The organism is Kribbella swartbergensis (assembly GCF_054784135.1).
On the sequence record NZ_BAAGPM010000008.1, the window covers coordinates 482230 to 494134 of the forward strand.

Annotated in this window: 11 protein-coding genes; 2 read left to right on the plus strand and 9 right to left on the minus strand. The window is 70.2% G+C overall.

Going from position 1 to position 11905, the window contains the following annotated elements:
- Window positions 1-78: 78 nt before the first annotated feature.
- Genes ACYVOK_RS06060 through ACYVOK_RS06100 form a run of 9 tightly spaced genes read right to left on the minus strand, consistent with a single transcriptional unit; the run spans window position 79 to window position 9775 of the window.
- Window positions 79-453, minus strand: a complete 375-nt coding sequence (locus ACYVOK_RS06060) for a DUF4913 domain-containing protein (RefSeq protein WP_460661238.1) — start codon at window positions 451-453, stop codon at window positions 79-81.
- On the minus strand, window positions 443-2287 hold the full coding sequence (locus ACYVOK_RS06065; protein ID WP_460661239.1) for a type IV secretory system conjugative DNA transfer family protein: 1845 nt from the start codon (window positions 2285-2287) through the stop codon (window positions 443-445). The genes ACYVOK_RS06060 and ACYVOK_RS06065 overlap by 11 nt, the downstream gene beginning before the upstream one ends.
- The gene (locus tag ACYVOK_RS06070; RefSeq protein WP_460661240.1) at window positions 2287-3900 is read right to left on the minus strand and encodes an ATP/GTP-binding protein; all 1614 of its coding nucleotides are present in this window, start codon (window positions 3898-3900) and stop codon (window positions 2287-2289) included. Before ACYVOK_RS06070 ends, ACYVOK_RS06065 begins: the two co-directional genes overlap by 1 nt.
- A gap of 16 nt (window positions 3901-3916) precedes the next feature.
- Window positions 3917-5425 carry an SCO6880 family protein gene (locus tag ACYVOK_RS06075; RefSeq protein WP_460661241.1) on the minus strand — a complete coding sequence of 503 codons (1509 nt, stop codon included), beginning with the start codon at window positions 5423-5425 and terminating at the stop codon, window positions 3917-3919.
- Window positions 5412-7043, minus strand: a complete 1632-nt coding sequence (locus tag ACYVOK_RS06080) for a TrbL/VirB6 family protein (RefSeq protein WP_460661242.1) — start codon at window positions 7041-7043, stop codon at window positions 5412-5414. Before ACYVOK_RS06080 ends, ACYVOK_RS06075 begins: the two co-directional genes overlap by 14 nt.
- A gap of 1 nt (window position 7044) precedes the next feature.
- Window positions 7045-7947, minus strand: coding sequence for a type IV secretion system protein (locus tag ACYVOK_RS06085; RefSeq protein WP_460661243.1), 903 nt, complete (start codon window positions 7945-7947; stop codon window positions 7045-7047).
- Window positions 7947-8804: a hypothetical protein gene (locus ACYVOK_RS06090; protein ID WP_460661244.1), complete on the minus strand. Its 858-nt coding sequence runs from the start codon at window positions 8802-8804 to the stop codon at window positions 7947-7949. The genes ACYVOK_RS06085 and ACYVOK_RS06090 overlap by 1 nt, the downstream gene beginning before the upstream one ends.
- Before the next feature lie 41 nt (window positions 8805-8845).
- Window positions 8846-9133, minus strand: a complete 288-nt coding sequence (locus ACYVOK_RS06095) for a conjugal transfer protein TrbC (protein ID WP_460661245.1) — start codon at window positions 9131-9133, stop codon at window positions 8846-8848.
- A gap of 15 nt (window positions 9134-9148) precedes the next feature.
- Window positions 9149-9775, minus strand: a complete 627-nt coding sequence (locus tag ACYVOK_RS06100) for a DUF6668 family protein (protein WP_460661246.1) — start codon at window positions 9773-9775, stop codon at window positions 9149-9151.
- 324 nt (window positions 9776-10099) lie between these two features.
- Between ACYVOK_RS06100 and ACYVOK_RS06105 the strand changes: the two genes are divergently transcribed.
- Together ACYVOK_RS06105 and ACYVOK_RS06110 are read left to right on the plus strand one after the other, a co-directional pair.
- Window positions 10100-11509 (plus strand): hypothetical protein, encoded by a 1410-nt coding sequence (locus ACYVOK_RS06105; RefSeq protein ID WP_460661247.1) that lies wholly within the window; start codon window positions 10100-10102, stop codon window positions 11507-11509.
- A 206-nt stretch (window positions 11510-11715) separates the two neighbouring features.
- Window positions 11716-11905 (plus strand): hypothetical protein (locus tag ACYVOK_RS06110; RefSeq protein ID WP_460661248.1); only part of this gene is annotated, 190 nt, incomplete at its 3' end.

The window sequence follows — 11905 nt, forward strand, 5'->3', positions numbered from 1 at the left end:
CCACCCCACCGCGCGAAGATGCCGAGGGCAACCAGCTCGGCGGCGAACGCCACCTGCAGGTTAGCCCCACGTCCACATCTAGATGCCGCGCAGGTTCGGCTGGCGCTGGTCGAAGAACAGGCCGGCCGGGGGCTCCTCCACCGGGAGCGGCGGAATCGGGTAGTCGGTGTGCGAACCGCGGCAGGCGGCGAACGGGCCGTCCGGGTCCAGCAGCGCCATCATGTGCGGGTCCGCGTGGTCCCGCCACCAGACCGACATGCCGGTGGCCGGGTCGAGCCGCAGGTGCTCCCAGGCTCGCCAGATCGAGTCCAGCCGGCTGAGCGCCTCGGCGTGGCGGTACCACTCCGGGCACCAGACGTACTGCTGCCCGATCCGCCGCGTGTAGAGGTAGATCAGCCGGTCCTCGACGAAGGCCGCGACATGCGGATAGAAGAGTTCCTGTTCACCATCCACGGCGCTGCTCCTCACTCTGCTCCCACACCGGCACGCCGACCGGCCGCGCGGGCGGCGCCGCCGGGGGCTGGCTGCCCGCCGAGACCCACGGGTTCGCGCCCTGCGGAGCGGCCGCTCCGGATGCACCAGGATCGTACTTCGCCAGCGACGCCTTCACCGCGCCCGCGTCCGGCCGGGTGAACCACGGCACGGTCTTGATCATCGTCGCCGGGATACCGGACGGGAAGACGACGGCCCGGCCGGGCGGCATCGACGCCAGGTCGGACACCTCCAGGATGTGGTGCCGCTGGGTCTGCCGGCTGGTGCCGCGCTCGCCCTTGTTGTACGACACCGAGCTGGAGGTGATGTCGTAGTCACCGATCAGCTTGCTCAGCTTCTCCAGGAATGTGGCGTCCGACGCACCACCGCCGTACACCCGGATGTTGGCGGCGGACCAGAGCTTGTCCATGCCGCGCTCGCCCCAGCACTCCATCCCCTGCGCCCAGGACTGCAGGATCGTCATCAGCACGATGCCGCGGGAGCCGAAGTGGCTGTACAGGTCGGGCAGGTTCTTCCAGCGGCACACGTTCGCGGCCTCGTCCAGTACGCCGACCAGCGGACTCGGCATCCGGCCCATCGGGCAGCCCTTGGCATACTCCTCGGCCGCCTCGACGACCGCCACCGTCAACGCGGTGACCAGCGGTCCCGCCGTACCGGCGCCTTCCTTGGACAGGCTGTACAGCGTGCCGCCCTTGCGGACGAACTCGTGCGGGTTGAACTGCGGACGGGTGTCGTTCGGCCCCTGCGGGACGACCCATCGGGTGACCTTGCGGTTGACCAGGAACTGCGCGCTCTGCTGGGCGGTGCCGTACACACCGGCGCGCTGCTTGTCGGGCGCGTTGATGACGCCGGCGAGCGCGTCGGCGGACAGGTGCAGACCCGGGGTGTTGCGCAGGATCCGCTCCGGCTCGTCGTTGCGCTGGTCGGCGAGCCAGCTGTAGACCTGCGTGATCGGGCGCTTGGCGACCGCGGCCGCGAGCAGCAGCCCGGCCAGCAGGTCGGTGCCGGCCGCGTCGAAGAACGCGTCGGTCTGGGCGTTCTCCTTGCGCTGCGAGGCGACGAAGTGCTCGGCCAGTTCGCGGGCCTTCACCTCGTCGGTGATGTAGGTCAGCGGGTTCCACCACCAGTTCGGCGGCTCCTCGCACACCTCCTGCGGGTCGAACACCCAGACCGGTCCCTTGTCCAGCCGCGGCCCGCGGGTGGCGTCGACGATGTCGCGCTTGTTCGAGGTCGCGACCACGGCGCCGGGCGCATCGAGGATCGCCGGTACGGCGCGGGACGTCGTCTTACCGGTGCGCGGACCCCAGATGTCGACGTGCATGTCCTCCCAGGACCCGAACACCTCGAGGTTGTCGCGGACGGTCCGGCCGATCAGGATGCCGGGACCGGCGTGGCCGGCGCCGAGCCGGTCGGCGATGCCCTGCGCGCCCTCGCGGGTGAGCTTGTAGATCTCCGACCGCTTCGACATCAGGAACGCCTGCCGGTCCACCCGGCCGATGCTTTCCTGGCGCCTGCGGACCAGGAACCAGGCGCCGCCGGCGATCGCGGCCAGTACGACGACCTCGAGGATGAGGACGCCCGTCGCCGCGGCGGACCACTCGAGCTTGCCGTTGATCAGGTCGGCCAGCGCGCCGACCGGGTTCGACACCGAGCGGGTGTCGTTGATCGCGGCGGCGACCGAGAGCGCGCCCCAGATGCCGCCGACGACGATCGCGAACAGTCCGACGCCGATGAAGACCAGGACCGACTCGACCGACAGCCCGCCGGGACCGGTGCTCTTCTTGCCCTGTGCCATTACTCGTCAACTCCCGTTCGGGCGACCACCCGGGTGCTCGGGTCCGGCGGCGGCAGCATGGTCGGGTCGTCGAAGCTGTACTCCTCGACGACCTCCTCCGAACCGTCGGCGGCCACCTCGACCTTCAGCGGCGTACCGTCGGCGCCGGTCTTCCACAGCTTGTTCGTGTCGTTGATCTCCCGCTCGACCGAGGTGAGCCCGACATGCACCGGGATCCCCGGCCGGCCACCGACCTTGACCAGGAAATTTCCCCGGCCGGGCGGCGCCGCCTCCTCGCCGGTGGCCGGGTCCCAGGCCGGCGGGTCCTGCCAGCCGATGAGCATGTTCTGCTCCTCCTCGGACATCGGCACGACCTCGGTCAGGTTCTCCATCTCGGCGCGCGGCAGGCCACCGCAGATGACCATGCCGGAGCGCTCGACGAATCCCTTCGCCTTCATCCGGTCCTCGGGGTGCTCGAGCGCCAGCAGGTCGGACATGGTGTGCGAGATCATCGCCATCCCGACACCGCGCTGGCGGTTCAGGCGGGTCAGCGCGTCGACCCGGTCGACCAGGCCGCGCCCGGCCCGCAGTACCCGCCACAGCTCGTCGAGGATGACGAAGTAGTGCCGCCGCGGTTCCAGGCCGGCGTCCGCGAGAGCCTGTGAGACCGCGACCGCTCCGAACCCGTAGGACCAGCAGGCCAGCAGTACGGCGGCCTGCAGGTTCGTCTCGGAGTCGTCGATGTTGGACACGTCGAACACCACCGGACGGTCCATCTGCATCGGGTTGTCGGTCTGCTCGGAGAAGATCTCACCGAGCCGGCCGCCACCGACCAGACCGATCAGCGACGCCTCGAGCCCCTCGGTGATCTGCCGGTAGCGGTCCAGGCTGCCGCGGTCCAGGGCCACGTTGCGGACCCGGTCCGGAGCGTCCTGGATGACCTTGAGCAGGTCGCGGAGCAACGGCGTACCCTGATGCCGCTCGTCGAGGACCTTGAGGGCCTCGTCGATGATCGTCTCCTCGCGGTCCGACGGCGGCGCCGAGCGCATGATCGAGATCAGCGCCGACACCATCGTCTGGCGGCGGCCGTGCGCGTCCGCCTGGATCGCCTCGCGGGCCTTGCCGGTCAGCCGGAGCGCAGCCTCCCGGGACTCACCCGGGTCGAGCACGTTCAGGTGCCCGCGGCCGCGGCCGAGCTGGATGACCTGGCCGCCGAGTGCCTCGATCAGGTCCTTGTAGTCGGGTTTGAGGTCGCCGAGCACCAGCGGCTGGATGCCGTACCCGGCCAGGCCGAGCGCCATCCGCCGGGTGATCGTCGACTTGCCCAGACCGGGTTTGCCGAGCACGAACATCGACGGGTTCGAGATCAGCTTCGCGCGCATGAACCAGCTGATCGGGTCGCAGCACATGGTCGCGCCGGACAGGATGTTGCGGCCGATCGGCACGCCGACCATCGGGCTGCCGGTGCCGGCCGCGAACGGCCACAGTCCGCAGACCTGGACCGTCGTACCACGCCACTCCGCCGGAGCCTGGATGTACGTCGAGTAGCCGCCCCCGGGACCCGGCCAGCCCCGCGGCATCGGCCGCTTGCCACCGCGCGTCGGGTCGGTCGGCTTCTTCGTCTTCTTGCTCACCGTGACTCCCCAGCGGTCATAGTGCCTCCCGCAGCCCAGCCGGGACGGCTAGGTGGCTCTGCAGTACGACGCCCAGCGGCAGCGCGGCCACGAACGCGGAGTCCTGCGAGCCGTACGCCGGCCGGAGCAGGATGCGCGCGGTTGCGCCCAGGTTGTCGATGGCAGCGATCATGTCCGGGATCTGCTCGGCCGTCATCACCGTTCCGGTCACGACCATGCCGAAGTTGACCAGACCGGCACCGCGGGCCTCCTCCTGGGCGGTCCGCTCGGCGGCCCGGGCCTCGGCTATCGTCCGGGCCGTCGGACGGCTGGATGTGGTCGCCCGGAAGGACGCGTTGCGCTTGTCCGACTCGACCATCCGGGCCGCGGTAGCCGCGTCCAGCGGACGGTAGAGCAGGGTGACCCGCTTGCGATCGATGTCCGGGTGCGGTGCGACCAGCTGGGACAGCACGGACGAGAACACCTCACCGCGCGGCGCCTGGGTCATCTGCCACGTCACCGACCAGGCGGAGTCGTGCCGGTACTTGTCCCAGAACGCCTGGGCGGCGGCCGGACCGACATCGGTCCACTGCAGCTCCGGCGCCATACCCTGCCCACGCGCCTCGTCGATGAGCACGGCGGCGGCCGGGTCGTACGCGATGCGCACGGTCTCGCAGAGCTCCTGGGCGGTGACCGGCCGGGCGGCACCCGCACCGGTCGCGTTCAGGCTCTGGGTCAGCGCAGGCAGGCGGGACGCGAGCTCGCGGCCCATGTCCTCTTCCTTACGCCGCTTGCCGTTGCGGTCGGTGCCCTTGAACGTCAGCGCGACCCGGGCCGAGACCAGCGCCGAGCCCTCCGGGTAGGTCTGCACGACCTCGGTCAGCATCGCCCGCGCGATGGCCGGCGTACCGTCCAGCATGTTGTTGCTGACCTCACGACGCAGCCGGATGCCGGTGTCGGGCGCGCTCTCCACCGTCACCGAGGCGGCGACGATGCCCGGCTCGTGGCCGAGCGACGCGAGCCACTGGCCCCAGTGCGCGACCCAGACGTCGACCTGCTCCTCGTCGACCAGCGAGGCGCCGTCGGGTTCGGCGTTGATGACGACGGTGAAGTGCCGGGTGCTCGGGTAGAACAGCAGCGCGAACGGCCGGCCGTACGAGTCCCTGAACTCGCTCAGCTGGGAGGCGGCGGCCAGGCCGGGAAGCTGGAACTTGCCCCAGGGGGTCCGGCCGAGCGGACCGGAACGGTAGATGTTCTGCTTCGTCATCTTTGCTCGTTGCCATCCAATGCGGGTCGAAAGCCGTTGCAGCGCGGACAGGCCGTGCTTGTCCTTGGTCATCAGCATCAGCAGCATCACGGCGACGATCAGCAAGGTGACGACAGCGGCGATGATGCCGCCCGCCATCATCATGATGATCGTCATGAGCAGGCCGCCCATCATGATGCCGGTGCCGAGCGTGCCCAGGCCGGCGATACCCGCCGAGGCGGGCTGTCGCCAGTTGCCGTAGGTGCGCGGAGCGCTCCGCACGTTGTCAGCTGCTGCCACGTGGTCCGTCCATGTCTCGTTGCGCGTCGCGCCGGTGCTGGTCGTCGTGCCAGCGCGTGTTCTGCTCGTGCTGTGCTCGTGCTCGTTCGTTGTCGCGGCTCATGTCGCGGGTCGGTCCGCCGCTCCCCGACGGGCCACCGCCCCCGCCGCCACCGCCCCCGCCTCCGCCGCCGGAGCCCTCGTCCATGGCGTCGTTGTCGAACGCCTCGGAGGCCGCCATCTGACCGGCTTCCTTGGTCTTGTCGACACCCATCTTGACCGCGACGACCGCGGCCGCGGCCGGACCGGCGGCTGCCGCGGCGCCACCACCAGCGGCTGCCGCACCGCCTCCCGCGGCCGCACCGCCGCCACCACCGGCCGCGGCAGCGCCACCACCACCGCCCGCGGCCGCAGCGCCGCGACCACCGGCCGCGGCCCCACCGCCGCCACCGGCACCGCCCCCAGCACCGCCGCCGGCGCCACCGCCACCGCCGCCTCCGGCACCGCTCGGGCTCTGCGCCTGGCTGGGACGGCCGACGTTGCGGGCACCCGTCGGGCCCTGACCTTGGCCACCGCCGTCGGCGCCACTCTGGTCGGCCTGCTGCTGGGCCTTGTCCGCGAGCTTGTCCAGGCCGGTCATCTTGGCCGCGATCATTCCGGCGCCGGCCGAGCCCGCGGTCGCGGCGACCATCGGGACGATGAACCGCATCAGCGCGGGCAGGGCGAACAGGGCGAGCACCAGCATGGTGATGCCGGTGACCATGTTCATCACCTGGGTCGCCACCGGCTCGTCCCCGTTGGCGAAGTTCAGCCCCTGACCGTTGTTCGAGGTGAGTCTGATCGCGGTCGCGTACACGATCGCGGCGACCGGTTTGTAGAGGATGAAGGCGAGGATCCAGGCGATGATCCGCTTGAACCAGGTCCGGCCCATCTCGGTGTTCGTCGCCGCGGCCGCGATCGGCAGCACGCCGAGCAGCAGGATCAGCATCGCGCTGCGGACCACCATCAGCACGATCTGGATCACCCCGGCGACGATGGTGAGTACGCCGATGGTGATCGCCAGGCCGATCCCGATCGGCCCCACGGTGGCGGACAGGCCCAGCATCGCGGCCATCGTCTGGCCGAAGCTCTTGCCTCCGCCGGTGTTGCCCATGCCGCAGCGCCAGCCCTCACCGGAGTCGCTCAGTGCGGTGGTGACGAGGCAGTCGGAGAACTTGTCGCCGACCTCGATCAGCGCCTGCGCGATCGCAACCCCGAGCACCGACGCGATGGCCAGGGTGATCAGCGACCGGAGGATGTCCCGGGCCGCCTCGCCGCGATGGCTCCAGGCCATCTGCATGGCGCCGACCATCAGGCCGATCATCGCGACGGCGACGGCGATGAACTGGGTGTGGTCCCAGATCCAGCCGACCGTGTCGTTGGCCGGCTGTCCGGTCGTCGTACTGCCGACGGCCGGTGTGTCGACGTACACCCAGAAGGTGCCGATGGTGCCCATCACCACCGTGACGGCCTTGGCGATGGCGTCGAGAATCGGCTGGAAGATCAACTCGATCAGTCCCTTGACAACTGGCGCCAGGAATTCACTGACGATCGCCTTGAGGCACTCGAACCAGCCATCACCACACCCGAGCGCGATCATGTCAGGACGTCCTCGGTGAGACGAAGCGGAGGATGGCGGGGAGCGCGACGACCGCGATGATCATCATCGTCACGCCCATCACGATCTTGAGCGTCTGCGGCGTACCCTCCGGCGCCCCGTCGGGCGTGGCCGGCGCACCCATCAGCTTGATCGCGGTGGCGTAGATCAGCGCCGCCACCGGTTTGTAGATGATGAACCCGGCCAACCACCCGACCGCGCGTTTGAACCACATCATCCCCATCTCGGAGTTCGTGGCCGCCGCGGTCAACGGGAGTACGCCGACGAGCAGCACGAGCATCCCGTACCGGACGATCATCAGCGCCAGCTGGATGATCGCGGTGATCACCATCAGGATGCCGACGAAGATGATCAGCGCGAACCCGAGCGCCTCGCCGGGATCCTTGAGCGGATCGATCATCCGCTCGGTCAGCTTGGTCGCGAACGCGTGGTCGTCCGCGCCGAGCGCCCGGCTGATGATCCAGGAGGAGAACTGGTCCGCGGCCTGGATCAGCGTGGCCGCGAACACCGCGCCGGCGCTGGAGACGACCACCATGGTGAGCAGCGACCGGAGGATGTCGCGCAGCGGCTCACCGCGGTGCGACACGGCCATCTGGATCCCGCCGATGGTGACCGCGATGGTCGCGACCGCGGCGAAGATGTAGTTGGTGTGCACCTGGATGAAGCCGACCGTCCCGCTGTTGGAGACGTCCGGGGTGTCGATCCAGATCCACAGGAAGCCGACCGCCTTCAGCACCGCCTCGACCGCGGCCACCACGACCGCGGTAATGGCCTCGAAGATCAGCTTGAAGAACCCCCCGAAGGCCGCGTTGACGGCCCGGCCCAGGTACTCCTCGACGCAGTCGTCCCAGTCCCAGGGCGCCCACGAACAGCCCAGGGCGATCATCACGCCCCCCTGAACCCGACGTAGCCGTCGAGCGAACCGAGCAGGTCCGGCTCCACGCTGCCGTTGAAGCTCCCGTCCTCCTTCAGCTCCGCCTTCCAGTCGCCGCGGTGCCAGACCATCGTGACCGGCAGCGACGCGACGCTCTTGTCGTCGATCTGGACGGCGATGGAGATGATCGCCCGGTCCGGCAGGTAGTCCAGCACCTTGAAGCCGGCGAACTGCGCAACGTCGCCCTCGTTGCGCGGCGTCCGGGTGACCCGGGCCTCGCTGATCGCCCGGTTCCGGCCGGGGCCGGGCGCGATCCGGGTGGCCAGCACCTCGTCGGTCAGGTCCGGGTTGCGGATCTGGCCCAGGGTGACCATCGCCGCGAGCACGGCACCGGTCGGCGAGTGGGCGAAGCAGGAGCGCACACCGGTCCGGTCGGTGACGGCCGGACCACCCTCCTGCTGGAGCGGAATGAGCATGTCGGCCTCGAACTGCCAGGTGACCGCCGGCGGTGCCACCCGCGGGATCGTCTGGTCGGGGTTCCTCAGCTTGCAGCCACCGGTGCCGGGCGTGGGCGGCCCGGACGGTGTCGTGGTCTGGGTGGCGGTGGGTTCTCCAGTGGGCGTGGCGGGCGGCACGGACGGTTCCTCGGTGGGCTGTTCGGTCGGTACGACGGTGCTCGGTGAGGTCGCCGGCTGCGTGGCCGGCGTACCCGGATCCCGGGCGAAGAACCAGACCAGCAAGCAGACGACCACCGCACCGACGACGATCGCCGAGGCGACGAAACCGCGCTCCTGCCAGAAACCCGTCCCCTCACCTCCGGCGTCGTCGCCTCCGGAACCGGAGTCGGGATCTCTGCTGAACAGTCCCATCGCCGATCAGCCTCCGGCGACCCAGTCGGGCTGGGTAGCCGTCACTGCAGCAGGCCGATGAGGGCCGACGCCGAGCCGATCACGATGCAGGCCGCGAGGACCCAGCCGAGCCGGGCCGCGTGCTCGCCGCCCTCGCCCCGCCGCTGGCCGACGGCCATCATGGCGCCGGCGATGATGATGCCCAGAACACAGATGCTGAATGCGATCCAGGTCACCCAGCGGATCACCAGGTTGAGCTTCTCCGAACCGGGAGGCGCTTCACCGGCACCCGGGTCGTCGATGAGCGGAAGCACGGTGACGGCCTCCGAGATCAGATGTGCCAACATCATCGCGGTAAGAGCCTTTCAGTACGGGGCGGGGTAGTCCGCTGGGTTTGACGCGCGAAGAGCGTAGATGGATTCAAGGACTTCGAAAACCTCGTCAGGGGTGTTGTCAGGGGTGGGTGCCTCCCCTCGGCGCCACTCCTCGATCCACGGGATGTCCCACACCCTCGGCACCCCTCCGCCGACGATGTCGGCGAAGTCGTCGAGGACCCGGGGCAGCCGGCCGGGCGCGTCCGCGATCAGCACCAGGCCGAGGACGGCGACACCCTGGACCACTCCGGACGCCCACTCGGTCGCGGCCCGCTGAGCGGCCCGCAGGCCCGAACCGTTGGTCCGGGCGACCAGGATCACCGGCGTCGGCACCGGCGGCGGCGGGATCGGCCAGCGATGGTTGGCCGCCCTGGTGCCCGGTAGCAGCAAGGACATGGTCGTCTCGCCGGAACCGCCGTGCGCCCCCACCCACCAGAGCGTGTCGGCCGCCGGAATGGCGAACTTCGGCAGTCGCTGGTCCTCGGCCGGGGCGGGCACACCGAGCTGTGGCGCGGACGGACCCCGCGGGGTCAGGTCCACCTGCGGTGGGGGGCCTGGGTGCGGCTGTTGCGGACCCGGAGTCGGCGATTGCTGCCGAGTCCACGGGTTCTGCGTCATGGCCCCTCCTCTCGCGCTGCGTCACAGGCTGTCGCCCACAGTATTCTCTCGCTTTCCGGGTGTGCTTCTGTGACCCATCCACAGGCGAGGATGTTTCTACCCCCTTGTCGGGGTCAGTCGAGCCAGGGCTCGCGTCGTCGGGCCTGCCCGGGTTCCCCGGCATGCCGTTGGTGCGCAGCACATGCTAATGGTCTACTTTGCCGGTGGCTCGGGTGGTGGCTCGCTGACGCAGCGGTCTGGACCGGTGTGGTCGATGTCGTCCGTGACGTCGGAGTCGAGTCGGAGTCGGAGGAGTGGAGTCGGTGGCGGGAATGAGAGGTCGGCGTGGCTGAGAAGATCCCGTCCTGGCCCAAGGTGACGATCCGGCTGTACGACGACCACAACGCCGAGGTGAAGATCGCCGGGCGCAGTCACCCGGTGAACCACCACGACCCGCGCCAGGCCGCGATCGCGCTGGTCAGCGAACGGGCCGGGCAGCTCGGCCGGCCGGTGAAGGCGACCGCGGTCGAGTCCGACGGCGCCTCCTGGCCGCTGATCATCCACCCGGACGGCCGGGTCGAGGCGGTCGAGGTGGAGGGCAAGGGCCGCCGCGGCAGCAAGCCGATCTGGCCGATCGTCGTCGCCGCGGCGATCGCCTTCGTGCTGGTCGTCGGGACGGTGCTGTACGTCGGCGTGTTCAGCAAGCTCGACGACAAGGTCCCCACGACGAAGGAGTCGCCGAAGCTGCCGCCGTTGCCGGAGCCGAGTGTCGGGCCGGACCAGTTCGCGTCCCGCCCGGTACCGCTCGGCTGGTCCGCCCAGGCCGGCTGGACGGTCGACATCGCCGAGGGCAGCAAGCCCGCGGTGTCCCCGGACGGCACCGAGGTCGCGGTGATGACGCCGGACCGGAAGGTCGCCGTGTTCGATGCCAACGGCAAGGTGCTCTGGCAGGACACCGTGCCGAAGGACTCCGTCGGCCCGGTCTACACCACCATCGACTCCAAGCGGGTGCTCGCGATCACCACGCCGGACACCTTGTACTACTGGCCTGGCGACGGCGCCCTGCCGGAAGACGTCGAACTGCCGAACTCGGCCGACGTCCAGTTCTTCGGTACGTCGCCGCTGATCCAGATGGGCGCCGAGGCCGGAGCGGCCGTGGTGTCCGGCGGCGAGCTGAAGACGGTGCCGAACCAGCCGCGCGAGTCCACCACCCTGCTGGCCGAGGGCGACCGGGCCCTGATGGCGCGGTACCGCGGCCCGCTCTACTGGAGCCAGCCGGGCAAGGACCTGGAGACCCTCGAACTCAAGGGACCGGCCGGAAACACGGGCATCGACCACGTGGTGGCCGCGAGCCCGGGACGCGCGCTTGTGCTGTGGAAGACCAAGACCGAGAACATCGTCATCCCTGCGGTGCACTCCACCGCGAACGGTGGTGTCGTGGCGACGTGCCCGGCCACCAAGGCGAGCATCGCGGAGGGTTGGCAGTGGGTGCCGGACCAGGCTCGCAAGGTCGCGGCGTGGGGTGAGTGCCTGATCGACTTCACCGCCCGCAAGACGTCGATCCGGCCGGACTTCAAGCCGCTGTCGATCACGGCCGGGACGATCTACGGGACGGTTCGCGGCGACCTCCTCGCCATCCGCCCCGGCCGCACCACGACCACCCTCGCCAAAAACACCGCCCGCCCGTGGGGCCTCGCCGGCAGCCACGCCATCGTCGTCCACAACTCCGTCCTCTACGCCCTGGACAAACAATGACCCCCACCCGGCGCGAAAGCGCTGGAGCCAGCCGACGCGTCTGCCAACCGCCGCCGGCAACCACCGACTGGCTTGCCCACGGCCGATCCGCCGGCACCGGACAGACCCTGTGGGAACCCCCGACGGCAACCACCCACAGCCCAGCAGGCACCACCCCACGCGCGACCCGTAGAGCCGGACAACCCCTGCGGGAGCCGGCGGCGGCGATGACCGGCGGGTTGCGGGGTGCTCGGCGCGGGGTCGGTGCGGTTGGGCGGATCGTGTGGGAGCCGGTGGCGGCGACGGCCGGTGGGTTGCGGGGTGCTCGGCGCGGGGTCGGTGCGGTTGGGCGGATCGTGTGGGAGCCGGTGGCGACGATGACCGGTGGGTTGCGGGGTGCTCGGCGCGGGGTCGGTG

Coding starts and splice junctions, on each gene's coding strand:
- ACYVOK_RS06090 (WP_460661244.1), bottom strand. CDS start 8,804: ATGGGACTGTTCAGCAGAGATCCCGACTCCGGTTCCGGAGGCGACGAC.
- ACYVOK_RS06085 (WP_460661243.1), bottom strand. CDS start 7,947: ATGATCGCCCTGGGCTGTTCGTGGGCGCCCTGGGACTGGGACGACTGC.
- ACYVOK_RS06065 (WP_460661239.1), bottom strand. CDS start 2,287: ATGGCACAGGGCAAGAAGAGCACCGGTCCCGGCGGGCTGTCGGTCGAG.
- ACYVOK_RS06095 (WP_460661245.1), bottom strand. CDS start 9,133: ATGATGTTGGCACATCTGATCTCGGAGGCCGTCACCGTGCTTCCGCTC.
- ACYVOK_RS06080 (WP_460661242.1), bottom strand. CDS start 7,043: ATGATCGCGCTCGGGTGTGGTGATGGCTGGTTCGAGTGCCTCAAGGCG.
- ACYVOK_RS06100 (WP_460661246.1), bottom strand. CDS start 9,775: ATGACGCAGAACCCGTGGACTCGGCAGCAATCGCCGACTCCGGGTCCG.